At 65.5% G+C, this 25999-nt stretch carries 18 protein-coding genes; 9 read left to right on the plus strand and 9 right to left on the minus strand.

Translation table 11 applies throughout. The features are described 5' to 3' along the window. Window positions 1-11 precede the first annotated feature (11 nt). Window positions 12-1844 carry an alpha-amylase family glycosyl hydrolase gene (locus BSY18_RS19135; RefSeq protein WP_150126342.1) on the minus strand — a complete coding sequence of 611 codons (1833 nt, stop codon included), beginning with the start codon at window positions 1842-1844 and terminating at the stop codon, window positions 12-14. A gap of 65 nt (window positions 1845-1909) precedes the next feature. Then, window positions 1910-4798, minus strand: a complete 2889-nt coding sequence (locus BSY18_RS19140) for a TonB-dependent receptor (RefSeq protein ID WP_069051580.1) — start codon at window positions 4796-4798, stop codon at window positions 1910-1912. Window positions 4799-5018: 220 nt separating this feature from the next. Here BSY18_RS19140 and BSY18_RS19145 point away from each other — a divergent pair, with 220 nt between their 5' ends. Next, window positions 5019-6038, plus strand: coding sequence for a LacI family DNA-binding transcriptional regulator (locus BSY18_RS19145; protein WP_069052044.1), 1020 nt, complete (start codon window positions 5019-5021; stop codon window positions 6036-6038). 134 nt (window positions 6039-6172) lie between these two features. Then, the gene (locus BSY18_RS19150; protein ID WP_069051581.1) at window positions 6173-7669 is read left to right on the plus strand and encodes an MFS transporter; all 1497 of its coding nucleotides are present in this window, start codon (window positions 6173-6175) and stop codon (window positions 7667-7669) included. Window positions 7670-7672: 3 nt separating this feature from the next. Here BSY18_RS19150 and BSY18_RS19155 read toward each other — a convergent pair whose 3' ends face one another. After that, a complete protein-coding gene (locus BSY18_RS19155) occupies window positions 7673-8971 on the minus strand; it encodes a sugar MFS transporter (RefSeq protein ID WP_236823416.1) in 1299 nt (432 codons plus the stop codon). Window positions 8972-9214: 243 nt separating this feature from the next. Between BSY18_RS19155 and BSY18_RS19160 the strand changes: the two genes are divergently transcribed. Next, a complete protein-coding gene (locus tag BSY18_RS19160) occupies window positions 9215-10435 on the plus strand; it encodes a GNAT family N-acetyltransferase (protein ID WP_069051583.1) in 1221 nt (406 codons plus the stop codon). A gap of 19 nt (window positions 10436-10454) precedes the next feature. Here the strand turns inward: BSY18_RS19160 and BSY18_RS19165 are convergent, their stop codons facing one another. From BSY18_RS19165 to BSY18_RS19175, 3 genes are all read right to left on the minus strand, one after another. Beyond that, window positions 10455-12875: a YbcC family protein gene (locus BSY18_RS19165; RefSeq protein ID WP_069052045.1), complete on the minus strand. Its 2421-nt coding sequence runs from the start codon at window positions 12873-12875 to the stop codon at window positions 10455-10457. Window positions 12876-12940: 65 nt separating this feature from the next. Continuing rightward, window positions 12941-14500 (minus strand): proton-conducting transporter transmembrane domain-containing protein, encoded by a 1560-nt coding sequence (locus tag BSY18_RS19170; RefSeq protein WP_054133547.1) that lies wholly within the window; start codon window positions 14498-14500, stop codon window positions 12941-12943. Between the two features lie 114 nt (window positions 14501-14614). Further along, a complete protein-coding gene (locus BSY18_RS19175; RefSeq protein ID WP_054133546.1) occupies window positions 14615-15496 on the minus strand; it encodes a LysR family transcriptional regulator in 882 nt (293 codons plus the stop codon). A gap of 124 nt (window positions 15497-15620) precedes the next feature. On the opposite strand from BSY18_RS19175, the gene BSY18_RS19180 reads away from it, so the two are divergent. The 4 genes from BSY18_RS19180 (at window position 15621) to sorB (ending at window position 18908) form a co-directional block, all read left to right on the plus strand. Further along, window positions 15621-16832 (plus strand): hypothetical protein, encoded by a 1212-nt coding sequence (locus BSY18_RS19180; protein WP_150126344.1) that lies wholly within the window; start codon window positions 15621-15623, stop codon window positions 16830-16832. A gap of 4 nt (window positions 16833-16836) precedes the next feature. Beyond that, the gene (locus BSY18_RS19185; protein WP_069051585.1) at window positions 16837-17199 is read left to right on the plus strand and encodes an ArsR/SmtB family transcription factor; all 363 of its coding nucleotides are present in this window, start codon (window positions 16837-16839) and stop codon (window positions 17197-17199) included. 108 nt (window positions 17200-17307) lie between these two features. After that, on the plus strand, window positions 17308-18525 hold the full coding sequence (gene sorA / locus BSY18_RS19190) for a SorA family sulfite dehydrogenase catalytic subunit (protein ID WP_069051586.1): 1218 nt from the start codon (window positions 17308-17310) through the stop codon (window positions 18523-18525). Then, window positions 18525-18908, plus strand: coding sequence for a SorB family sulfite dehydrogenase c-type cytochrome subunit (gene sorB, locus BSY18_RS21360; protein ID WP_054133543.1), 384 nt, complete (start codon window positions 18525-18527; stop codon window positions 18906-18908). The genes sorA and sorB overlap by 1 nt, the downstream gene beginning before the upstream one ends. 34 nt (window positions 18909-18942) lie before the next feature. Here sorB and BSY18_RS19200 read toward each other — a convergent pair whose 3' ends face one another. Further along, window positions 18943-20046, minus strand: a complete 1104-nt coding sequence (locus BSY18_RS19200) for a YeiH family protein (RefSeq protein WP_083231590.1) — start codon at window positions 20044-20046, stop codon at window positions 18943-18945. A 130-nt stretch (window positions 20047-20176) separates the two neighbouring features. Here BSY18_RS19200 and BSY18_RS19205 point away from each other — a divergent pair, with 130 nt between their 5' ends. Further along, the gene (locus tag BSY18_RS19205; protein ID WP_069051587.1) at window positions 20177-21415 is read left to right on the plus strand and encodes an MFS transporter; all 1239 of its coding nucleotides are present in this window, start codon (window positions 20177-20179) and stop codon (window positions 21413-21415) included. Between the two features lie 22 nt (window positions 21416-21437). On the opposite strand, the gene BSY18_RS19210 is transcribed toward BSY18_RS19205, so the two are convergent. Continuing rightward, window positions 21438-22010 carry a winged helix-turn-helix domain-containing protein gene (locus BSY18_RS19210; RefSeq protein ID WP_150126345.1) on the minus strand — a complete coding sequence of 191 codons (573 nt, stop codon included), beginning with the start codon at window positions 22008-22010 and terminating at the stop codon, window positions 21438-21440. Window positions 22011-22104: 94 nt separating this feature from the next. On the opposite strand from BSY18_RS19210, the gene BSY18_RS19215 reads away from it, so the two are divergent. Further along, window positions 22105-23349, plus strand: coding sequence for a serine hydrolase domain-containing protein (locus tag BSY18_RS19215; RefSeq protein ID WP_083231591.1), 1245 nt, complete (start codon window positions 22105-22107; stop codon window positions 23347-23349). 162 nt (window positions 23350-23511) lie between these two features. Here BSY18_RS19215 and BSY18_RS19220 read toward each other — a convergent pair whose 3' ends face one another. Next, the gene (locus tag BSY18_RS19220) at window positions 23512-25851 is read right to left on the minus strand and encodes a TonB-dependent receptor (protein ID WP_069051590.1); all 2340 of its coding nucleotides are present in this window, start codon (window positions 25849-25851) and stop codon (window positions 23512-23514) included. Between the last annotated feature and the right edge of the window lie 148 nt (window positions 25852-25999).

Here is a 25999-nt window from a genome sequence, read left to right on the forward strand (position 1 = left end):
GGAATGGGCTCTCAGTCGATCGGGGTGGCGCGGCAGACCGCATAGCCAAATGGCGGCAGCGCGATCGCCACCGATCCCGGCGCGCTGGCGGTGGTCGGGCAGGTCCCGGCAAGGCCGATGAACGCGCGCGAGCGATAGCCGACCTCGACATTGAGGCTGACCGGCTCGCTCGAGGTGTTGACCGCGACCAGAATTTCCTCGCCGTCATCCTCGCCGCGGGTGAACGCCAGCAGCCCGGGTTTGGGACCGGAATGCCGCAGCACTGTGCGGCCCTCGCGCAGCCGCGGATGCTCGCGGCGCAGCGCCGACAGCTCGGCAATCAGCCGGTAAAGCGGGTGGGCAGGGTCGAAGTTTTCGGCAGCGGTGGTCGCGGTGGTGCCCACCAGCCGGTTGTCGTTGTAGCTGGCGACGCGGCTTGCGAACATGTCCTCGCGCGCGTCCTGATCGTTGCCGTCGCCGGTAAAGCCCTGTTCGTCGCCATAATAGATCGTCGGCACGCCGCGCGCGGTCATCAGCAGCACGTGCGCGAGCTTCATGCGGTCGAGCCGCTCGGCCTCGCTCGCCTGCGGATACGCCTTGTCGAGCATATGTCCCAGCCGGCCCATGTCGTGATTGCCCAGGAACGTCGGCAGGATGAGTGCGGTCGCATCGCCGCCCTCATAGAGCACGTCGCCCGCGATCAGGCTGGCGAACAGGTCGGTCCCCGCCTTGCCGGTGAGCATCTCGCGCACCGCCGCCTGAAAGGCGAAGTCGAGCACGGCAGGCAATTTGTCGCGCCTGGTGTGCTGCGCGAGAAAGCCGGGGTCCATTGCATCGTTGGCGACCTCGCCGAAGATATGGAAATTGGGGATGCCCTTGGCCTTGGCCCGCTCCAGCATCGCGGGCGCAAAGCTCGCCCAGAATTCGGGGTTCACGTGCCGCGCGGTATCGATGCGAAAGCCGTCCACGCCGAAGCGGTCGATCCAGCTGCCGTAGATCTCGATGAAGCCTTCGACCACGCGCGGGCTCTCGGTCATCAGGTCGTCAAGCCCGACGAAATCGCCATAACGCGAATCCTCGCCGTAAAAGCTGGTGTTTCCGCGGTTGTGGTAATGGATCGGATCGTTGAGCCAGGCGGGGACCTTGATGTCCTTTTCCGCTGCCGGAACCTGCGGACTATAGGCATAGGCCGGATCGGTCAGCCGTGCGAAGTTCTCCTTCGTTGCGACCGTATCGCCCTCGAACCCGCCGTTGATCCGTGCGCCTTTGATGCCCCCCTTGGTCCAGTAGGGGTAATCCGCCTTGGAGCGATAGGCGCATACCGGTTTTCCAACGCATTCCTTGAAATAGATGACATCGGCGGTGTGGTTGGTGATGATGTCCATATAGACCTTGATGCCGCGCGCATGGGCTGCATCGACAAAGGCCTTGAATGCGTCGTTGGTGCCGAAATGGCTGTCCACCTTGGTGAAGTCGGTCACCCAATAGCCGTGATAGCCTGCGCTTTCCTGCCCCGGCTCGCCCTGCACGGGCTTGTTCTGGAAGATCGGCGCGAACCAGATCGCCGTGACGCCCAGCTGCTGGATATAATCGAGCTTCGCGGTCAGCCCGGCAAGATCGCCGCCGTGGAAGAACCCCTTGTGCTCAGGGTCGAAGCCGGTCCTGAGCCTGTCGCCCTTCAGCCCACCACGATCGTTGGCAGCATCGCCATTGGCGAAGCGGTCGGGCAGCACGAAATAGATGATCTCGTCCTGCGGTGCCCGCGTCCGGACGGTATCGGCACCATAGCCGGGGGACTGCGCCGCAAGCGAAGCCGACGCGAGCAATGCCGCTGCCGCCGCTGCCGTCATCCAGTTTCGCGCCATGTGCCTACCTCACTCAACAATCAGGGGGCGGGTGGGGAAGCCCGCCCCCTGCACCGGTACCGGGGTCAGAATTCGTACGTCGCGCCCAGGAAGAAGGTGCGGCCGAAGTTCTGGATCGTGCCCGTCTGGGCGATGTTGCCCCAATAGGTCCGGGTGGGTTCATCGGTCAGGTTGTTGACCTGCGCAAGCAGCTTGAGCCCCTGCAGCGCGCTGCCCTCCTGGAACTGGTAGGAGAGCTGCGCATCCATCACCGTTTCCTTGGCGCTGGTCAGGATCAGCTCGCTGATGCCGATCTGCGGGCTGACGAAGCTGGAACGGTGGCGTGTGCTCAGACGCGCGCCGAACCCTGCCTTTTCGTAGAACACGGTCGGATTGAAGACATGCTCGGACAGGCCCGGCAGCGGCAGGTTGATCGATGCGCCGCTGGTCGCGCTGGGGAATTCCAGATCACTCTTGCTGTAGGCATAGTTGATCTGGACCCCAAGACCATCGAACGGAGCGGGCAGTTCGACGAAGGTCTTGGAGAACTGGATTTCGAAGCCATAGACATAGCCGCCGTCGCCGTTGATCGGCGAGGAGAAGCTGCCGACCGCGTTGCCGGGCCGGTTGGTCCCCGGGATCGGCGGCGGGGTGATGCCGTTTTCGACATAATTGAACTGCGGGATCGTGCCGTTGATGATGTACGAGCTCAGATCCTTGTAGAACGCGCCGAACGCCAGCACGCCCGAGTTGCCGAAATAATGCTCGTACGCCAGATCGAACTGGTTCGCGCGATAGGGCGACAGGTCGGGGTTGCCGCCGCTACCGCTGGTGTTGCCGTCGGATCCGGTGTTGACGCTGATCGATCCGCGCAGCTCGAAGAAGCGCGGGCGCGAGATCTGGCGGCTGTAGCTGGCGCGCAGGATGTCGCGGTCGGACAGGTCGAGGATGAGGTTCACCGCGGGCAGGAAGTCATTGAACGTCCGCCCGCGGGTGACCGGCCTGCGGTTTTCGCGCGCCGGTGGCGGCGTCGCCGGGTTGTCGACCAGATTGGGATCGGCGAAGTTCACCGTCGAGCTCTGGTCGGTGCGGATATAGCGAGCACCGATGTTGCCGTGGAAGCGCAGGCCGCCCAGCTCGGTATCGAAGTCCATCTGCGCATAGCCCGCATAGGTTTCCTCATCGATTCGGAAGCTCTGGTCGATGGTGAAGTCGAACGCGATCTGGTCGGTCGGCTGGCGGACGCCGAAACTGTTGCCGAAGGCGAAGTTGAACGCGCCGTCGATATCGACCACCGCAAAGTTGGGCAGCCCGGCCTTGGCATAGCCACCCGAAAAGCCCGCCTGCTGCACGATGTTGGCCGGAACCGCTATCGCGTTGCCCGGAACGCCAAAGGTGTTGAACGAGGTCACGAGGCGATCGCCGCGCCGGTCGGCATAACGGAAGCCGACCCGCAGCGCGTCGAGGAAATTGGCCTCGTCGAAGCGGACGACCAGATCGGCGGCAGCCGCGAACAGTTCGTCGCTGTCCGACTGCGGCACCAGGAACTGGCCGTCGAGCAGATAGCCGCCACCGGCAGGATCGACATCGGTGAAGTCCGAGGTGATCGACCGGATCGTCGGCAGGCGCGTGCCGTTGAGTTGATAGTCGACCGAGATCAGGCCCGGGATCGAATCCGCGCGGCGCAGCCCGGCGGGCGTCGCCGCATAGGGCCGCAGGTTGATCCCGGCGTTGTTGAAGAAGCTGGTGCCCTTGGAATAGCCGACATCGACCGACAGCGTGGCGCGGTCGCTGAAGTCATAGGCCAGGTTGCCGCCGATGGTGTAGAGTTCGTCGCGGCGGCTTTCGTCCTGGTTGACCAGCTCGGTCCCGAGGCCAAAGCCGAAGCCGTTGCTGCCGACGCGGTTGACGATCTGCCCGCCGACCAGCGCGTTGTTGGCGATCACCGGATTGATGAACTGGTTGTCGCCCGACTGCGGCGAGACGATGCGGATGCCGCGGCGCTTCACATCGGACCTGAAGCGCGAATAATAGCCGTCGATCAGCACGCGCAGGTTGCTTGTCGGCTCCCACTGGATTACGCCGATCGCGGCATCGCGGGTTTCGCGCCCGCCGAACTGGATGCCCTCGAACCGGAAGTTGAGCGAATCGACGGTGCCATCGCCGTTGAGATCGCGGCTGGGCGAACCGTTGGTGCCCGGCACAGGGAAGTCGAACTGTACGAAGCGCGTGGCGACATTGGGCTGGTACAGCCGCGCATAGCCGAACGCGACGCCCAGCGTGTCGTCAAGCAGCTTGGCCTGAACCGAACCCGAAACGCGGTAGCCATAGGACGAGACATCGGGGCTTTCGCTGGCGCGGTCGTTGTACAGCCCGCGCAGGTTGATCGCGCCCTTGAAGCTTTCGGTGTTGTCGAGCGGCCGCACGGTCTTGAGCTCGACCTTGCCCGCAATCCCGCCTTCGATGTGGCTGGCAAGCGGGGTCTTGTAGACCGCAGCCTGGCTGATCAGTTCGGACGGGTACTGGTCGAACTCGATGACGCGGTTGCCGCTGGTCGCGACCTGTTCGCGCCCGTTGAGCGTGGCGGAGACCAGGTCCTGCGAAAGGCCGCGGATGTTGATCGCGCTGGCCTGGCCGCCGGTGCGCTGCGAGGTAACGCCGGGCAGGCGGGCGAGCGATTCTGCGATCGAGACATCGGGAAGCCCCGCAATGTCGTCTGCGGTCACCACATCGACGATGAAGTTGCTCTCGCGCTTGGCGGCGATCGAGTTTTCCACGCTGGCACGAAAGCCGGTGACGATGATGACGCCCGCGTCCTCGTCTATGGCAGCGCCCGATTGCTGTGCGGCATCGGCATCCTGAGCGGCAGCCGGGGCGGCGAACGCGGCGCCGATCATCAGCGCGGTGGAAAGGGTGGCAAGGCTGGCGCGGCCGGATGCAAGGCGCAGACGACGGGCGCGAAAAATCGCTTTCATAATCACTCTCCCCAGGGACCCCGTCCAGCGTCTGGCGGGGATCAATTCATGGCGTCTGGACGGCTGCCAGAGCCGCCGGTTTTCAGATGAACCGGTCGGGCAGTTGAATAACCTTTGCAGGGCGATGACAAAAGGCATACGCATACGTATTCAACATTATGCAGACCAAAAGGCCCGGAAAACGGCGGTTTTGTCAGGGTTTGAAGAGGCGCGGGGCATCATGGGGCGCAGGCCGACGTCATTCGACATCGCACAGCTGGCGGGGGTTTCGCAGCCCACGGTATCGCGCGCGCTCAGCGGAAATCCTTCGGTCAACGAACAGACCCGGCGGCGGATTCAGGCGATCGCAGCCCAGCTGAATTACTCGGTCGACAAGAACGCATCGTCGCTGCGCAGGCAGCAGGCGAACACGCTGGCGCTGCTGTTCTTCGAGGACCCGACGCCCGATGATTCGATGATCAATCCGTTCTTCCTCGCGATGCTCGGATCGATCACCCGCACCGCATCGCGCGCGGGGTTCGATCTGCTGATCTCGTTCCAGCAGCTCTCCAGCGACTGGCATGTCGATTATCAGGACAGCCACAAGGCCGACGGCATCATCCTTTTGGGCTATGGCGATTATGAGGACTATCGCGCGCGCCTCACCCATCTGGTCGAACAGGGCACGCATTTCGTGCGCTGGGGCTCGCCCATGGCCAACGAGCCGGGGATCACTCTGGGGTCGGAGAACCGCAGCGGCGGCTATGCCGCGACCCGGCACCTGGTCGATCACGGACGGCGGCGGATCGGTTTCATCGGCACCGCATCGAGCCACGCGCCCGAGTTCGAGGACCGCTGGCGCGGCTATTGCGATGCGCTGGCCGAGGCGGGGCTGGATGCCGACCCCGCGCTGCAGCGCAACGCGGTGACCTCCGAGGAATCGGGGCGCGAGGCGATGCTCTCGCTGCTGGCCGCGGGCACGCCCTTCGATGCGGTGTTCGCCGCGTCCGACCTGATCGCCATCGGCGCGATGCGGGCGCTGGCCGAACATGGGTTGTCGATTCCCGGCGATGTCGCGGTGATCGGTTTCGACGATATCCCCGCCGCAAGCTTCACCAGCCCGCCGCTGACCACGGTCAGCCAGGATGTGAAGGCCGCAGGTGAGGCGCTGGTCGATACGCTGCTGCGCAAGATTCGCGGACAGAAAGTCGAGCCCTATATGCTGCCGACCCAGCTTGTCGTGCGCGGCTCGAGCGGCTGACCCGCCGGGTTGCACAGCCAAGTATACGTATGCGCTGATGTTGTGCGCCACAGGTGGCTCTGCCACGGTCTGCCCGCTTGAAGACCCGGATCAACACGGGCCCGAGCGTATCGTTTGATCCCGGGGAGAGGCACATGATCGCGGAAAAACCGCGCAAGAGCTTTTGGCAGCTGTTCAACCTGAGCTTCGGGTTCTTCGGCATCCAGATCGGCTTTGCGTTGCAGAATGCGAACATGAGCCGCATCTTCCAGTCGCTGGGCGAAAGTCTCGACAACCTGCCCGCGCTCTGGGTCGCAGCCCCGCTCACCGGCCTGCTGGTGCAGCCGATCGTCGGCCATTATTCGGACCGCACCTGGACGCGGCTGGGGCGCAGGCGACCCTATTTTCTCGCTGGCGCCGTGCTCGCCGCGCTGTCGCTGGTGATCATGCCGATGGCGCAGTCGCTGCTGCTCGCCGCGATGATGCTGTGGATCCTCGATGCGTCGCTCAACATCTCGATGGAGCCGTTCCGCGCCTTTGTCGGCGACAGCCTGCGCAAGGACCAGCACACGCTTGGTTATGCGGTGCAGACCGCATTCATCGGCGCAGGCGCGGTGGCGGGATCGCTGTTCCCCTATCTGCTGACCGGTCTTGGCGTCGCCAACACCGATGCCGCAGGCGGCGTGCCCGATACCGTGCGTTACAGCTTCTGGTTCGGTGGCGCGGCGCTGTTCGTCGCGGTGCTGTGGACCATCGTCACGACAAGCGAATACAGCCCCGACGAGATGCAGGCGTTCGCTGAAGCCTATACCGACGAGCCGCAGGCCCCGCCGATGCGCGCGCTCGCCGCGCGCGGCCCCAGCACCGCGCTGGCCTGGCTGGTGGCGGGGGTTGTGGTCATCGCGCTTGTCTGGCGGCTGGAGCTTGAGAAGGAGGTCTATCTGCTCGGCGGATTGTTCGCGGCTTATGGTCTGATCAGCCTGGCTGCGATCCATCTCGCCCGCGCCGGACGCGACAACAACCTGCTCAGCCACATCGTCGGTGACTTCTCGGGCATGCCGCCGATCATGAAGCGATTGTCGCTGGTGCAGTTCTTCAGCTGGTCAGCGCTGTTCATCATGTGGATATACACCACCCCCGTCGTCGCGCAGGCGATGTTCGCCACCACCGATGCAGGCAGCGCGGCGTTCAACGATGCGGGAAACTGGGTGGGCGTGCTGTTTGCGGTCTACAACGGCGTCGCGGCGGTCGCGGCGCTGACGTTGCTGCCGTGGCTTGCGGCCCGGATGGGCAAGGTACGCACCCATGCGCTGTGCCTGCTGTGCGGCGCTGCGGGCTTTGGAAGCTTCCTCGTCATCCGCGATCCCCAATGGTTGATCGCCAGCGAGATCGGCATCGGCATCGCCTGGGCATCGATCCTCGCGATGCCGTATGCGATCCTCGCCTCCAGCCTGCCGCAAGCCAAGCTCGGAATCTTCATGGGGCTGTTCAACGTCTTCGTGGTGCTGCCGCAATTGCTGGTGGCAACGGTGATGGGCAGCTTGCTCAAGGCGTTCTTCCCGACCGAGCCGATCTGGACGATGGCCTTTGCCGCAGCGGTGCTGGCGCTTGCCGCGCTCGCCACCTTGCGGGTGCCCGAGCCGACGAGCTGACCCTTACGCGGCGGCCCGGCTGCGCATAGCATAGATGCCGAAGCTCGCGATCACCGCATAGCAGGCGATCGGCACCAGCATTGCAGCGGCAAGGCCCACGTTGTCTGCGGCAAACCCGATCAGCACCGGCACGATCGCTCCGCCGACGATGGCGGTGCACAGCAGGCCCGACGCCTGCGGTGCTTCTGCGGTCATGCCTTCGGTCGCCAGGCTGAAGATCGTCGGGAACATGATCGAGTTGGCGAGCCCCACCGCGATCAGCGTCCACGCCGCCAGCGCGCCCGACGACAGCGCCGAGGTTGCGATCAGCGCGATCGCAGCGGCGGCAAAGCACAGCAGCACCAGACCCGGTTTCACCAGCCGCAGCAGCACGGTGCCCGCCAGCCGCCCGACCAGCGCGCCGAGCCAATAGAGCGCCAGCAACCGCCCCGCCTCGACCTGGCTCAGCCCGAGCACGCGCTCGTCGCCAAGATAAGAGACGAGGTTGCTGCCGATGCCGACTTCGGCGCCGACATACATGAAGATGCACAGCACGCCGAAGGCGAGGCGCGGGCGACGCAGCAGCGCGAAGGTGCCCTCCAGCTTCACTTCCTCGACGGCCTGCCCGTCGAGCGCCTTGCGCCACAGCCAGAAGAACGCGGCAATCGCGGTCAGCACCACCGCAAGCCCCAGATAGGCCTGCCCGATGATCGCGGTCTCCTGCACCCGGATCGCCTTGAGCGACGCGGCGCTGAGCCCGGTCGCATCGACCGGCGTGCTGTCACCCAGGATCAGCTCGGCCCCGCCATAGACCATCACGAACACGCCGATCGAGTTGAACAATTGCGCGAAGGTCAGCCGGCTGTGCGCGGTCTCTGCCGGGCCCAGTTGCAGGATCAGCGGGTTCACCGCCACCTGCAGCAGCGTGATCCCGCCGCCGATCATGAACAGCGCGACGAGGAAGGAGATGTATTGCCCCGAATAGGTGGCAGGCAGGAACATCACGCACGCCAGCGCCATGATCGCAAAGCCCAGCACCACGCCGCGGACATAGCCCAGCTTCTTCATCACCAGCCCTGCTGGGATCGAGAAGATCGCATAGCTGGTGAAAAAGGCGAACTGGACGAGGTTGGCCTGCATGTAGGAGAGCTGGAACAGCCCCTTGAGCTTGGGGATCAGCACATCGTTGATGTTGGTGATCCCGCCGAACAGGAAGAATACCGCGACCACCAGCAGCTGCATCCGGCGGATGTCCGCCTGGCTCATCCCGGGACGCTGGGGGCTCCCGCCGCGATCGATGCTGCCCATTCCCATGCCTGCCATCCGTCACCTCTCCCTGCCGCGCCCCGCTTTGCCGGGGGTCGTGCCAAAGCCGAAGAGTGCCGCACTCGCGGCCATCATGCGCCATGAATACGTATGTGCTGCACCCCCGCGAGCACCAGGGCATGACCGCCCGTCGCGCCAGGATCGGTCTTTGGCACCGCTCGTCCGTCTTGCCGGGTGTAAACTTTGGCTTATCTTCTTTCTGGCATAGGCTGGGTGTTGCCACCTTGCCGGGAGCCATTCATGCTGGAGATAAACCACAAGACCATGCTGGCCAATGCTGCTCCACTGGGAGCGATCGATTGTGCGGTGGTGCCGGGGGTGGCATCGGCAGTGGACCGGCTTGCGGCGCAGGCTCCCGCCAGCCACGCCTTCCTGCGCGCCGCCTGGTTCTGCCGCGGCGAGCCCGAGGCAATATCGACGCTGGTGGCGCGGCGCGGCGATGGCAGCGAAATTCTGGCCCTGCCGATGCGGCAGCTTGGCCCGGCGGGGCTGAAGGCGCGTGCGCTGGCGGGCAGCTACTGGCCGTTCCGCAGCGCGGCGATCGATCAGACTGCGGGGGTCGGCGACATGCGTGCCGTGCTGGATCATCCCGCCGCGCGCGCGGCGATCGGTCCGATGCTGCGGCTGGGGCCGATCTACCAGGACGACCGGCTGGCGCAGCTCTTGGTCGCCGCCGCCGAAGCTACCGGCTGGCACGTGCTGACCCGCGACATGGGGCAAAGCTTCATGCAGGATCTTCCCGGTCCCGGCGCACCCGATCCATGGCCCAGCAAGTCGCGCCGCAAGAAGATCCGCCGCATGATCGCGCGGCTGGAAGAGCTCGGGCCGCTGACTTTGCGCATCGTGCGCGGCGACGCCTGGTCGCGCCGGGTGTTTCATGATCTGGCGCGGATTGAGGAAAACAGCTGGGTGGGCAAGCGCACCGATCGCAGCGGCGCCAAGTTCCTCAACCCGCACATGCTGGCGCACTGGCAGCGGGCGGTGGTCGATCCCGAGCTGGCCGAGATGCTTGCCGCAACGCTGCTCTATGTGGGTGACAAGCCGGTGGCATTCTCGCTCGATCTGACCTGCGGATCGCTGCAATATGGCATTGCCAGCAGCTATGACGATGCCTTCGCCGCATTTTCTCCGGGCCAGATCGTCACGCTGCATGGAATCGATGACAGCCTCGCGCGCGGCGTGCGCCAGATCGACTGGGGTGCGGGCGACAGCGGTTACAAGCAGGAGCTTGGCGCGCGGCCCGGTTCGCGAATCCACGACCTGCTCCTGGTGCGCAGCGCGACGATCGCCGCAGCGCTGCGCCCCAGATGGGAGGAATCCGCCGGATCGGGCACGCTCGCCATCGCCACCGGGCTCGCCGATGCGATCAAGGCCTCGGGCCTGCCATCGAGCGCCACGATCAAGCGGCTGCTGATGTCGGGCCTGACGCTGTCCGCAGCCGCCGCGCTGATGGTCGAGTGACCACGGCGCTGAGCCGCTATCACGCTGCCAGATCGCGCTCGATGACCGTCTGGCCGTCGCCATCCACGCGCTGCCAGTCGAGATCGCCGACATAGCGCCACGCGAACTGCCCCGCGTCATCCAGCGCCAGCAGGTGCAGCCAGCGATTATCGAACAGCGCGCGCACGCCCGGGTGCTTCTCCAGGATCGCGGTCATCGCCTCGACCGGGGCCTCGATGCACACGCTCAGCCGCAGTGGTTCGTGCACCAGGCTGCTGCCATCGTGCACCGACTGAAAGGGCAGCCCGGCGCGCATCGTGCCGCCATATCCTTCCACGACCCCGATCCCCCCGATGACGTTGTGGATCAGCTTGTTGCCGCCGCCGAACACCTCGGGCGCCACGGCCGAGCCGTAATATTGCAGGCTGATCCAGCTTGCGACCACCACCGGCGCGGTCATGATCAGCTCCAGCACGCCAAAGCCCTGATCCTGCTGCCATTCATAGTCATGCAGGAAGGCGCGACCCTCCAGGCTCCTGCCGCTGGTGCGGCTGCGCGGTGCGGCGATGAACGCGCGGCATCCTGCCAGCGCCCATTCGGGACGGATTTCCGCCCAGTCGCGGCTGCGGCGAGCAACGTCCGCAGCCGATCCGGCGCGCGGCAGGCGCAGCGCGCGCTCGCCGCGTGCGACCAGTCCGGCGCTCGCCAGCCACGTGCGCGCGCGGGCCAGATCGTCGGCATGCGCGGGCGAGGGATGGTCGCCGTCATAGATCAGCACGGTGTCGGTGGTGGTGTCGTGCAGCGCTGCCAGAAACAGCGTTTCGGCCGGAACCCGGATGCCCGCAGCCGCAAGCCCGCCGCGCACCGCGGGATCGTTCAGCAGGCTCGCCAGCAGCCGGGCGTTGACCTCGCCCGAATAGCCGCCGCAGGCGCCGCAGTGCAGACCGCTGGCGTGCGGATTGTTGACGACATTGGCGCCATGGCCGACCAGCAACACCAGCGGCGCAAAATCGGCGGTCAGCGACATCGCGCGCAGGATCGAACCGGCTGCAGCGATGCGATCCTCCAGGCTCAGCGCGGGATCGGGCCGCGGCATGGGATCGTTGGGCAGCCTGGTGCGCTTCAGTCCCAGCCCGTCGCGCAGCAGCTTTCCGAGATAGACCGGGCCTGCCGCCTCGACAAACGCGAAGGACGATACCGCCGCCAGCTTGAACCGCCCCCAGGCTCTGCGTGCGCGCGACAGATAGCGCGCGGCGCGATCATCGGCAGCGTCTTCCGAGCTGCCTGCGCAGCTGGTCAATTTGGGGTTCAGCAGCACCGGCAGCCGGTGTTCCGCCACATCCGAGGCAAAGCGCCGGTGCGAAGCGCCCAGACCGAAGAAGCCGGCAAAGCCCAGCGTGCGGATGCCGGGATCGACCGCCTCGAGCGAGCGGCGGAACACTTCGGAACGCACGTCGATGCAGAACGCCGCCTGCAGCAGCGGGGGGCCGGCAGGGCAGACGGGAGCACCGCCGGCGAGGATCTGGCCGATATCGCGCTGGCCCGCTCGCTCGGCGGCTTCCTGCAGGATGGCGTCGATCACCTGCTCCTCGCCGGGCAGCGCCGGGGCGGCATGCGATGCGACCACATGCGTCCAGGCGTCGATGATGCTAGAGCGGTACTGCGCGAACAGCGCATCCTCCCACAACAGACGGATGCACAGGAAATCGGTGAGCGCGCTGTCATGCTCGCCCGCAAGTTCGGCCTGCCACAGCCGGTAGCGCGCATATTGCGCCCAGCCGCCAAGGCTCGCCAGCAGCGCGTGGAAATAGGTCGGCATCGCCTCTGTGGGCATCGATAGCCGGCCGACGCTCGCGGCCATGGCGTCGGCCGGGCTGTCGGGGGCTTCGGCGACAAAGGCGGCAAAGCCCTTGAGACCGACGATCTCGGGCGTCAGGTCATGCGTTGCCACCGCCTGCCAGGCGCGCCATGCGCATTTGCCGCGCGGCGCGGCCCACAGCGCCTGGCCTTCGTCGCTCCATGCACCGGCCCAGGTGCCGAAGCGCTCGGCGATGACCGCGGGCCAGTCGATCCCGGAGACGCGGGCGGCCAGATCGGCGATCGTGGGCAGCGGGTCCTGACGGACATGCGGGCGCTGCGCGGCGAGTTTCAGTTCTGCGACCGAGGCGGGTCGCGGTGACGAGGTGCTGGCGGCCAGCGCCGCTGCCAGATCGGCATCGCTGATCGCACCGCTGGTGATCCGCTCGCGGTACCAGCTGCGCTGCATGGTGACCGGGGCTTCGCTGATCCGGGCGAGCAGCGCGCCGGTCGCGGCGAGATCCAGATCGGATTGGCCGAGATAGGGGTTGACCGCCACGCTGGAGGCCAGCGGCCAGACCGGTGGGATGGCGCGCGCGGCGGTATCGGCCAGGGCTGCGATATCTGGCCCTGCCGGGGCGGTCTCGATCGGGGTGGTGTGCATCACGGCAATCTCCTTGTGGGTCGGCAGCGGGGTCACGGGTGGGTCACTGGCAGGTCACATGCGGGTCACAGGGGACGACGCAGCGCCCAGCCGCTCAGCAGCCGATCGAACAGCGCATTGGCATACAGGCCATTGGACAGATGGACCCTCAGGCCCGCCGCTGCGGGGTGATAGGCCCACAGCGGGAACATCGACTGGGCAAAGGCGACCAGGCCAAAGCTCACCACCGCCAGGATGATCAGCACCCATTCCAGCGGGCCGGGGGCAGGGGTCGCAGGCAGCGTCCCCATCATCAGCCAGTCGGCCAGGATGTGCAGCATGAAATAACCCAGCGAGGCGACCAGCGAATAGGCGACCATCCGGCGCATCAGCGCCACCGGCGCGGCGCCCGCGAGCCCCTGCGCCAGCAGATACGCGACGCCGAAGATCAGGATCGCACCCAGCGCGTTGGATTGTGGCGACTTGTCGGCAAAGCCGAACGCCCAGCCCATGGCGACATAGATGGCGATCGCTGCGACGAAGGCGCTGGTCACCGCTGCAGCGCCGGGGATGGCGACCGGACCCGGCCGCCGCAGCGCCGCAATCCGCTCGACCGCGCCGCCCGAGGCGAGGAAGCTATGCGCCTTGTACAGCGAGTGCGCGATGATATGCAGCATCGCCAGCGGGAACAGCGCGAGGCCGCACTGCATGATCATGAAGCCCATCTGCGCGACGGTGGACCAGGCCAGCGAGGTCTTGACCGCAGGCTGGGTGAGCATGACGAGCCCGCCGAACAGCGCGGTGAATCCGCCCACCATCACCAGCCCGGCCATGACCGCAGGCGACATCAGCATGACATCGGCAAAGCGGATAAGCAGAAAGCCGCCTGCGTTGATGACCCCGGCATGGAGCAGCGCGGACACCGGGGTCGGCGCCTCCATCACTTCGGTCAGCCAGCCGTGCAGCGGGAATTGCGCGGACTTGAGGATCGCGGCGAGCGCAAGGCCCAGCACCGCAACGGTGACGCCTGCGCCCCCCTGGCCATCGCGTGCGGCATCAAGGATGGTGATGATATCGCCGGTGCCATAGAGCGCCGCGAGCAGCGCGACCGCGCCGATCAGCGCGGCATCGGCGACGCGAGCGGTCATGGCCTTCTTGCGCGCGACGCGCTGCGCGGCGGCGCGGTGCGGATAGAACAGCAGCAGGCGGTGCAGGCACAGGCTGGTTGCGATCCACGCCAGCGCCAGCTGCACCAGATTGCCAGCCAGCGCGAGCAGCAGCACGCTTGCCAGCGTGAATGCCAGCCATGCCTGGAAATAGGCGCGGCGGGGCTCTTCGGCCATGTATGTGCGCGAATAACGCAGCACCACCCAGCCGATAAAGGCGACCAGCACCATGATCGGCAGGCTCACCGCGTCCAGACGGACCGACAGCCCCGCCTGGTGCCACACCAGCAGATCGGTCGTCGCTGGCCCTGCGCGGACGATCTGCGCCACCGCTGCCACGCCGAGCGCGAGGCATGCCAGCATGCCCGCCTCCAGCACCAGGCCGGTCACCCGGGCGTGGCGGTCTCCAGCGATCAGTGCCACCAGTCCAAGGCCTGCAAAGCCGGCTATCGCCAGGGCGAGGCAAATCGCGATATCCATAGTCTTTCCGTCTCCGTGCCGCCCCGTGGGGAGCGAAGCGATCGCATCCGGATAACGCGGGTCGGATACTTCGGAAAATACAATGAAACTAAGATTTGGTTCTTGAAAAAAGAACTAGCCGATTTTTGCGATCTCGAGCAGCTGGTCCACCAGCGGGTGGGGGAAGCGCCGCGACTGGGTCATCGCATAGAAGGATTCGGTGAGGCCGGGGATCACCATGATCTCGTGCAGAAGCCCCGCGCTGAGTTCGTCGCGCACCACGATCGGCGGCACCACGCCGATTCCGGTGCCTGCGCGCAGCAGCAGCCGCAGCATCGCCATGTCATCGGCTTCTGCCACGATATTGGGCAGAATTCCCAGCCGGTCGACCATCAGGTCGAAATCGGCGCGCATCCCGCTGTCCTTGGCGGGAAGCACCAGCCGCATGGTCACCAGCATGTCGCGCAGCGTCATGCGCGCGACATCGACCCGCTGCGGCCCGATCAGGCTGACCGGCGCCTGATCGACCAGATGCGCCACCCAGTTGGTGCTGCTGTCGCGGAAAGGCAGGCGGTTGGTCAGCAGCACGTCGAGCTCGTGCGCCTCCAGCGCCTTGACCAGATCGCGCGGTGAACCCGACCGGATCACCAGATGCACGTCATCGCGGCCCACCATCGGCGCCAGGAAGCGCATCTGGAAGTTGCGCGACAGCGTCGAGAGCGCGCCGACGCGCAGGTGCCGCCGGCTCGCGCCGCTGCCACCTGCGAAGGTCGCCATCATCTCGTTGGCGGTCTCGAACATGCTGTCGGCATAATTGAGCGCGACCCGTCCGGCTTCGGTCAGTTCGAGCCTGCGCCCGCGCCGCTCGAACAGCTGATGGCCGACGCTTTCTTCGAGCAGGCGGATCTGGGTCGACAGCGCGGATTGCGAAACATTGAGCCGGCGTGCGGCGTTGGTCAGATTGCCGTCATGCGCGACCGCATGAAAATAGCGCAGGTGTTTGAAATTGAGGTGCATGGCGTCCCGGATCCCCATTCAATTCCCGAAATAAGAACGATTAGTCCATTTTATTGAATTTCCTCGATGAGGGCAATCCGTTTAGGCGAACAAGGGTCAAACGTTCCATACGAGGTTCCCCACCATGGAAGCACGCCCCGAACAGCCTGATCTGCCCGCCAACTCCCCCCAGGCTGTGGATGGCTGCGCCCCTGACCGGATGTTCGCAGTTCCATCCGGTCAGGGGATATCTGCGCGCCCCCGCCCTGCGCACGGCCCCATGCTCAGCCTGGTGGCAGGCTCTGTCCTGACGCTGGGCCAGACGTCGCAGCCGGTGCCCGGCGACTGGCAGCAGGCGCTCGACCGGCTGGCCGCCTGGCTCGATCTCGACATCAGGCTGATCCCTGTCCGGCCGGTGAGTGAACTGCGGCGTGCGGCGGCTTGGGCCTCTTCGATTGCGAGTGCAGCCACCGTTCCGGTTTTCGCGCCATGGCAGGCTGTTTCACCGGTCGCGCTTCAGGGCGGCGGCCACGCGTTCCTGCCGCGGGCCTCTTGGGTCGCAAGCTACCTGCACGACCAGGGGGCGGGCAAAAAGCTCAAGGCGGGCGGGCTGGATGTCATGCTGATGTCGCCGCTGCCCGCAGCCTGCCCGGTCGATGACGAATGCAGCGCGCCGATGCCCCGCGCCGATGCGATGCAGGCCATGCTGCAGGCAGCGCGGCAGGAAGGACGCAGCCGCGTTGCCATCATCGTCGATTCCCGGCGCCGCAACCCCATGGTGCGCCGCCTGCTGATCACGGGTCGTCCCGCGGCCCGTGACGATCTGCAGATCGAAGTTCTGACCATCGAGGACGCCTTGTGCCATCTGGTGCGGCATGCAGGCCGATGGGATGCGATTGTGGTGCTGCCCGATCTGCGCAGCCTGGTCTTCGCGATGCTTGCAGAAACCACCCGCATCCGCAGCCCCTGGCCGATGCTGTGGCATCAGCGCGATTTCAGCGGCGTGTCGGGCGAAGCGCTCGACGAGGCGGATGCGGTGCTGCCGCTCAACGCCCCCTTGCTGGTGCAGGCTCTGGCGCTGGCTGCGTCTCAGGCTGGCATGCGCCAGGCAGCGCACCGGCTTCAGCAGGGCGCGGCGCGCATCTGGGATTGCGGCATCACCACCCCGGGCAGGGGGTCGGTCGCGCCCTATGTCACCGAAGTCAGCGATCAGGAGTTCATCGCGCAGATGTGCGGGGGGATTGCCGGTTCGCCGCGCAAGCCCGCACCATGGCGCGCGATTGCCCCTGTCCAGACCGCAGCGCGGCCGGCAGCCCGCCCCGCATTGCGCCTCGTTTCCGCCATTACAGGTCAATAAGCCCATGCCAAGCCGCCAGATTGTCGCCAACGAACTCGCCACCGTGCTGCGCCAGATATCGCACCCGGACCGCATCCGGCTGATCCAGAAGCTGCGGGTGGGCGACCAGACCGTCAACGAGATGGCGGCCGCGCTCGATATCACCCCCACCCGGCTGTCGCAGCATCTTGCGGTGCTGCGCGCGCTTGGGCTGGTCGAGATCAAGTCGATCGGCCAGAACCGGTTTTACCGGCTCACCCAGCCGCAACTGGCTCTCTGGCTGATCGAGGGTATCGATTTCATCGCCCACCGCATCGGCCGGGTGAGTGAAAGCGACATGGAGCACGCCAAAAGGCTGTGGGAGCTGGATTCGGTCGGCGCGCTCTAAACAGTAGCGTCGCTTTTCCGGCTTCGAACGAGTTTCCGCAAATCCTGCCGCCTATGACTAACGGTGGACATACGCTGCGTGCTGCGCAAAAAGGGATGCCAACCCGATATGCGCAACGGAGGCAATGTGAGCGATTTTGACCGTCGACTGTTCCTGGCCGGAGCCGGTGCGGCGCTGCTGGGCGCCACCACCCGGGACACGCCGGGCCATGTGACGCTGCCGTTCGGCAATGGCGCCCGGCCGCTGGTGCGGATGCCCGGCAAGCGGGAGATGATCCTGCTCACCACCCGTCCGCCGCAGCTCGAAACCCCGTTCGGCGTGTTCGATGAAGGCCTGATCACCCCCAATGACGCGTTCTTCGTGCGCTATCATCTCTCGGGCCTGCCCAGCGAGATCGATCCGCGCAGCTTCCGGCTGAAGATCGGCGGGCATGTTACCGCGCCGCTGGAGCTCACGCTCGAAAGCCTGCAGCGCGATTTTCCGGTCACCGAGATCGTCGCGGTGAACCAGTGTTCGGGAAACAGCCGCGGGTTCGTGACCCCGCGCGTCGGCGGCGGGCAATTGGGCAACGGCGCGATGGGCAATGCGCGCTGGCGCGGCGTAGCGCTCAAGCACCTGCTCGCCAAGGCGGGTCTGCGCGAAGGCGCGCGGCAGGTCACCTTCAACGGCCTCGACAATCCGCCAATCGATACCGTCCCCGATTTCGTCAAGGCGCTGGATATCGATCATGCCATCGATGGCGAGGTGATGGTCGCGTTCGCGATGAACGGCGCAGACCTGCCGTTCCTCAACGGCTATCCGCTGCGTCTGGTCGTCCCCGGGCATTTCGGCACCTATTGGGTCAAGCATTTGAACGAGATCAACGTCGTCGATGCGGACTTCGATGGATACTGGATGAAGACCGCCTATCGCATTCCCGACAATAACTGCGCCTGTGTCGAGCCTGGCACCAAGCCCGACAAGACTGTGCCGATCGGCCGCTTCAATGTGCGCTCGTTCCTCACTAGCCATGCCGATGGCGCGAAGGTTTCCGCCGGGCAGACCACAGAGCTGCGCGGCATCGCGTTCGCCGGGGGCGATCCGGTGAAACAGGTGCTCGTTTCTGCCGATGATGGCCGCAGCTGGCAGGCGGCGCGGCTGGGCGAGGATGCGGGGCGCTATTCGTTCCGGCCATGGCGGCTGGGCGTGACCCTGGCCCGGGGGCGGCATGCGATAAAGGTGCGCGCGGTCACGGCAGGCGCAGAGACGCAGCCGTTCGACGCGCGCTGGCAGCCTGCGGGCTATATGCGCAATGCCGTTGAAACCGTGCAAGTGGAGGCGGTGTGATGGGACCGGGTGGACAGAACGCCGCAGTGGCAGGGTTCGTCGTGGTTGCCGCGCTCGCGGTGCTGGCGGTGTTTCCGCAACCAGGGTCCGGGGAGCGCGCGCAGCCGCCATCCTCGCTGGAACCGGTTGCGTTCACGATGCCGCAGGAAACCACGCCGCCCGAACTCGCCGATGCGGGCGCCGAGCTGGTGGTCTCGACCTGCTCGGCCTGCCACTCGCTCGAGTACATCACCACCCAGCCGCGCGGCATGGGCGACAAATTCTGGCACGATTCGGTCGCCAAGATGATCAAGGTCTATGGCGCGCCGATCGAACCTGCGGACGCAGAGGCGATCGGCGACATCCTTGCCGACCGCTTCGGCCAGGCAACCCAGCTGCCGTGAACGCGCGGGGATGTCCCCGTTTCACTCTAACCGATCAGTTGATCAGCATCACCGCCGCGAACGAGGCGAGCAGGCTGACCAGCGTTGCGATCGCCACGGGAATGGCGGGGCGGATGCCGGTTTCCATCAGCAGGTCGAGCCGGCTGCGCATCGCGGTGGCGATCACCGCGATCAGCAGCAGGCCCTTCGAGACGCTGAGCGCGAAATCGCGTGCGGGCGCGGGGATCGCGACCATCGAATTGAGCAGCACCACTCCGAAGAACGCGACAATGAACCACGGCAGCGCCAGCCGCTTCCACAGCGGGCCACCCTCGGCCTTGCCTGCGCCGCCGATCAGCAGCCCGGTGATGATCACCACCGGCGCGAGCAGCGCGACGCGCGACAGCTTGACGATCGCGGCATAGCTGCCCGCGGCTTCGGAAAACGCATAGCCGCCGCCGATCGCCTGCGCGACGTCGTGGATCGAGGCGCCGATCAGAAAGCCTGCCTGCTCGTCGGTGAGGTTCAGATATTCGGCGAGGATAGGGTAGAGCGACATCGCCAGCGCGCTCGCCAGCGACACCACGACCAAAGTGATCGCGAACTGCGACTGGCTGACCCGCTCGCGCCCGATGATGCCATAGAGCGCCATCGCCGCGCTCGCGCCGCAGATCGCGGTCGCGCCGCCCGCGAGGATGCCGGTATAGACCGATTGGCCGACCAGCCGCGCACCGACGATCCCGGCCACGAAGGTCAACGTCATGATCGCGGCGAGCGCGGCAAAGGGCTCGGGGCCCAGCGATCCGATCTGGCTGAAGGTCACCTGCAGCCCCAGCAGCACCACGCCGAAGCGCAGGCAGGTGCGCGACGCGAAATCGAGCCCCATATGGCTGCGCGGATCGCGCGCGACAAAGCTCAACGACAGCCCGATCAGCAGCCCCAGCAGGATGATCGGGAACATATAGTGTTCGGACAGCCACGCTGCCGCTGCGGCGGCAATCGCGCAGATGACCAGTCCCTGGAAAACGGTTTCGCGCGGTTTGGCGGGCTCCGAAGGGGTCTGGGATGTCGGTTTGGGGCCGGCATCGGCCAGATACATCTCGCCGAACAGGTCGCCTGCCGCGGGCAGCGAATCCCAGTCAATCTCCTGCCGTTTCACGCGTGGCTCTCCCTGACCTGACCACAAAGTATGTCCTTCGGTGTCATATAGGGCTTTTCTTACGCTCGGGAGCGGCTATCGTGCAAGCGAGAAGCGCGGCATAAGCGTGCACCAGCGGGAGGATTGCGCAATGAACGAGGCCCAGAAACAATCGGCGCAACAGGGCGTCGCGCGCGGCGCGGCGATTGCGCTGGTGGCGCTGCTGTTCCTGGGCAATGCGCTCAACTATGTCGACCGGCAGGTGCTGGCGCTATTGAAGCCCACGCTGGAAGCCGAATTCGGCTGGTCGGACGCGGACTATGCCCATCTCGGCTCCTCCTTCCAGATCGCGGCCGCTGGCACCTTGCTGTTCGTCGGCTGGTTCGTCGACCGGCTGGGGGTACGCGTCGCCTATTCGATCGCGGTCGTGGTGTGGAGCGCTGCCGGCATGGCGCATGCGCTGGCGCAAACGGTGCAGCAGTTTGTCGCCGCGCGGATCGTGCTGGCGGCGGGCGAATCGGTGAGCACGCCAGCGGGGCTCAAGGCCGCGGCGATGTATCTTCCGGTCAAGGAACGCAACTTCGCCATTGGCCTGATCAACACCGCGCCAAATATCGGCGCGATCATCACCCCATTGCTGATCCCGCCGTTCGCGCTCGCCTTTGGCTGGCAGGCAGCGTTCTGGGTCACGGGAGCCTTGGGCTTCTTCTGGCTCGCGGGCTGGTGGTATGGCACCCGCAACCTCAAGCCCCTGGGCGATATCCCCGAGCGCGCGCGCGTGCCGTGGGGAATCCTGCTCTCCGACCGCAGGACCTGGACCGTGATCGGCGCGAAGTTCTGCATCGATGCGGTGTGGTGGTTCGTGCTGTTCTGGATGCCCGATTTCTTCAACCGGCAGTTCAACATGGCGCAGGGCGACCTGGGCTGGCCGATCGCGATCATCTTCACGCTGGCCGCGCTGGGCGCGATCACCTCGGGCGGGCTCTACCCGATCCTGCTGAGCCGGGGCATGACCGTCAACGCCGCGCGCAAGAGCTCGATGCTGTTCTACGCGCTGGTCGTACTGGCGATGCCGCTGGCGCTGACCACCGGCAATCCGTGGATCGCCGCGGTGCTGATCGGCCTTGGCCTGTTCGCGCATCAGGGCTTTTCGACCAACGTTTTCGGCATGACCGCCGACATCATCCCCGCCACCCGCGTCGCCAGCGTCATCGCCTTGGGCGCGGTCGCGGGCAACCTGTCGGGCACCGCGATCATCGAGTTCGCAGGCTATTCGCTGGGCAGCGGCATGGGCTACGTTCCGCTGTTCGCGATCTGCGGCAGCGCGTATCTGGTGGCGCTGGCGTTCATCCAGGTGATGATCCCGAAGCTCAAGCTGGCGACGGAGTGAGGAATTGGGGGAATGCGGCAGATCAAAGTTTGACCGCCGCCATGTGCAAAAGATAGCGCGGATTTGCAGCGTTATCGCACATCCGGAAGCGATCCATCAGGGCTTGCAACTCCTGCCGCAGCCGGGCTGCATCGGCTCCCGTCAGGCCGACGTCGAGCCATAGTTCAATGGCTTCATTCTGCTGGTCAGGGTCAGTCACAAGATCGGCGCGAGGTCGGACGCCATCGTGCCGGAAGCATATCCCCTGCAGCGATCTGTTCAAATTCTGGTCAAGCAGGTCCCGCAGTTTCCGCGTGAATGCAGTGCCCGGCATTTCGTCGACCAGCTCTGCAGCCACAAAGAACGATTTCGCCACCGCACGATAGAATTTTACCGCCCGCCCGGACCGGGGCTGTTCTCGCGTGATCTCGATCAGGCCCAGTCGCATACACTGCGAGACATGATAGTGTAGCAGGCTGAGCGGCAGCTGGGTTGCAGATGCCAGTTCGCTCATCGACATGTCACCCGCCATGAGGGTTTGTACGATCCTGCGCTGACGGGGAGATGCAAAGGCTGCGGCGGCTGCTCGCTCCGTTACATGCATATGTTCACGCATCGAATGCCTCCTGGGCTGACCATCATCAAGCTCGCCTAGTTCAAGACCATGTATAGAATTTGAAGTTGGTGCTCGTCAAAGCTGGTGATCCTCTATGGGAGACAAAATTGTGCGTTTGATTCGACCGATTTCAGCCATGCTCGTCACGGCACTGCTGGCCTGTCCCGGGGCTGGTGCCACCGCCACCCCACAAGCACTGGACGACGATGGGTTGCGCGCGTGCCTGGCGGGCGTTGCAGCCCCTTCGTCCTTCTCTGGCGTCATGGCCGTGACGAGACCGGGCGGCACTGTATCCTATGCGCAAGGCCTGATGGCCGGGGCCGGAAGCACCGCCATTGCAAGCGGTGCCCGGTTCAATCTGGGATCGGCCAGCAAGATGTTCACGGCGGTGGCCGTGGCCCAGTTGGTAGACGCAGGCAAAGTCAGCCTGGATGATCCGATCAGGAACCATGTCGATGGCCTGACGCCCGGTGCTGGCGCTGTGACCGTCCGGCAGTTGCTGACGCACAGCAGCGGGCTGGGCAACTTCTTCACGCCGGACAATCTGCCGGCTCTCGAGGCCGCGAGAAGCCTTTCTGATCTGAAGCCTCTGGTCGTGCGCGAACGACCGGAATTTCCGCCCGGCTCGCGCGTCCAGTATTCAAACTCTGGTTTTCTCCTGCTGGGCCTCATGATCGAGCATGTCAGCGGAGAGAGCTATGAAGACTATCTCCAGCGGCATATCTTTGCGCCATCAGGCATGACGGCATCCAGCACGCTGCCCGGCAGCGACACCGAACGCGCCGTTGGAATGACCAACATGCCTGAAATGCTGCTTCCGCCGCCCGGCGGCGCACCCGGACAGCACGCCGGGCCGCCCGGACCTCCACTGGGACCACCGCCTGGACCACCGCCCGGAATGCCTGGCGGGCCGAATGGAATGCAGATGCCACCACCCGGCCCGCTTCGCCCTGCCGTGGAAGCCGCACTGGTCGGAAATTCGGCAGGCGGGGCCTATAGCAATGCAGCGGATATGCAGCGTTTCTTTGCATCTCTGGTGGCCGGAAAGCTGACCAGCGCCGCCATGCGTGATCGTCTGCTTTCCACGCAGATTGCGATGGATCCTGCCAGTCCCAGCAGGCCTGCGGTTTCTCATGGCCTCGGCTTTGCAGTTGGCACGTACAACGGGCACCGATGGATGGGACACAATGGCGGAACTTTGGGGGTGAATGTCGAGACGGCGACGTTTCCCGACGATCAGACGACGATAGTGATCATGGCCAATCGCGACCCGCCAGTGGCAACCGATTTGATGCGCAATGTGCGCGCAATTCTGTTTGATGGTGGGACCTGCACGTGATCAGGCCCCGTTGAAATCGGGCACCGCCCGCTCGCCCTCTAAACCCCGGCTAAGCAGCACGCTGGGGGAGGATTAAGGACAAGAAAAAGGGCTCTGGACGTTGCGCCCGGAGCCCCATTCTTTGCCCTGTGGCCCGAAGGGCTTATGTTATCCCTGAACCACTCAGCGCAGGCGGGCGCGGAAGCTTACGCCGAAGTAGCGATCGGCATCGCGCGGGATCTGCAGGCGCTGGCCGGCGCTGACGTTGAGCAGGGCGTACGCCTTGTCGGTGATGTTGCGCGCCAGGAAGCTGATGCGGTAGTTGTCCTCAGGGTCCGAGAACCCGATCGAGCCGTTCCAGATGCCATAGGCCGCGATCGGGCCGGATTCGCCGAGGTCGGAGAACTGGCGGCTGACGTGGCGGAAGTCGGTGTCCAGATAGACCTTCACCGGACCCAGATCGCGCTCGTAGCTGGTGCCGATCGTCCAGGTGAACTTGGGTGCCAGCGGCAGCTGGGTGCCGTTGCGGGCATCCGGAGCGTTGGTGGCGGGGTTGGGGTTGAAGCGCTTGACCGTGGCGTCGGCATAAGCGCCGCTCGCACGCAAAGTCCAGCCATCGACCGGCACTGCGAGCAAATCGATCTCGAAGCCTTCGCTCTTCACCGATCCGGCGTTGGTCAGGTTCGAGACGACCGCCCCGTTCAGCAGCACGAAGTTGTTCGCCTGGAAGCCGTCATAGGTGACGGTGAAGGCAGACGCGTTGACCTGAATGCGGTTGTCGAGGAACTGCGACTTGATGCCGATCTCGAACGCGTCGGAGGTTTCCTCGTCGATCGGGATCGCGTTGGTCGGCGCGGTGTGGTTGAAGAACACGTTGAACGCCGGGCCCTTGTAGCCGCGGGTGTAGCTGCCGTAGAGCATCACGTCTTCGGATGGCTTGAACTGCAGCGCGGCGCGACCTGAAAGGTTGCCGTTGCTGCTCTGGCCACGCGAAGTGTTGGTGCCGTTGCCGCCCGTGGCGATCGTGCCGCCGGCAGGGGCGCCGGAAACGCCGGGACCGGTGGCCGGAAGCCCGGTGGTGGCGTTGATGCCCGGTGCGCGGGTGTGCACGAAGTCGAGCTCATCCCAGGTGTAACGCAGGCCGCCGATCAGCGCGAGCTGCTCGGTCAGGCGATAGGTCGCCTGGCCGAAGATCGCGTAGTTGCGCGACTTGACGTCGCTGAACGAGGTCGCGGTCGGGAACAGCGTGTTGGTGCGATCGTTCACGTTGCACGGACGGCCACCGGTGATCGGATCGATCGGCAGCGTCGAGCTGTTGCAGGTGATGTTGCGACGGGTGAAGTCCTGCTCGTTGTCCGAACCCCACAGGAAGCCGCCGATCTGGTAGAAGAACGGCTTGGACTGGTCCGATGCCAGGCGCACTTCGAGCGAGAGCTGTTCGGTGCGCACTTCGCCATTGTCGTGCAGTTCGCCGGTGCCGACGAGCGCGCGGGGGAGGAAGTCACCCTCGCGGATTTCGGTGTTCTCCCAGTTGCGATAGCCCGCGACGACGCTAAGCACATGGTCGGTCAGCACATCGAAATCGCCCGAAGCGGTGAGGCTCCACTGGCGGTCGAGGGTGCGGGTGACGAGGTTGTGGTTGACGAAGCGCTGGTTGACGCCGCGCGCCACGCCGCCGGGCAGGCCGAGCTCGCGATCGAGCACCGCGCCGCGGCTGACGCCGGTGACATCGGCACAGCAATCGTCATCCGCTTCGAAATAATCGGCGATGAAGCGGAAGCGCGAACCGCCGCTGTCGTAATCGAGGATCGCGCGCGCACCGTAATGCTCATAGCCGTTGATGGTGTTGCGACGGCCGCCGTTGATGTTGGTGATGTTGCCATCGAAGGTGCCGTAGAAGCCGGTCACGCGGCCGGTCAGGCCTTCGCCCAGCGGGCCGGAGAGCGATGCGCGCAGGCGGTACTCCTGGCCCTCGAACAGTTCGGCGCGCGCTTCGGCCTGCAAAGTGTCGGTGCCGCCCTTGGAGATGATGTTGACGAGGCCGGCCGACGCGTTCTTGCCGAACAGCGTGCCCTGGGGGCCGCGCAGCACTTCAAGCCGCTCGGCGTCGACCAGATCCATGAACGCCTGACCCGAACGGCTGAGCACCACGCCATCGACCACGGTCGAGACGCTGGGTTCGGCTGCGACCGAGAAGGTGATGGTGCCGACGCCGCGCATCACGATGGCGCTGTTGGCGCTGGTGGTGCCCTTGCGGAAGGTAACCGAAGGAACGAGCTGGGTCAGCCCTTCCAGGCTGGTGACGCCGGTGGCTTCGAGCCGGTCAGCGGTGATCGCGGTGATCGAGATCGGCACATCCTGCACGTTCTCTGCGACCTTCTGCGCGGTCACGACGATTTCGGCGATCCCGCCGGTGTCTTCCTGCGCGGCATCCTGCGCGAAAGCGGGGGTGGCAAAGCCAAGCGACAGCGCGGTGGCGGACAGCGCCAGGGCGCGTGCGGACGGGTACTTGGTGAACGTCATGTGTAACCTCTCCCTGCGAGAATGCGGTCGTAGCGGGGGCTTGCCGCCCCTTGATATGGTCGCCGCGATTGCCCCTTGATCTGCTATGACTGTCCCGATATGTCAAGCGGTGTCAGAAAAACGGGCGGAGGCTGCGGCCAATCTGCCA

Source organism: Blastomonas sp. RAC04 (assembly GCF_001713435.1).
GTDB classification, from domain to species: Bacteria; Pseudomonadota; Alphaproteobacteria; order Sphingomonadales; family Sphingomonadaceae; genus Blastomonas; species Blastomonas fulva.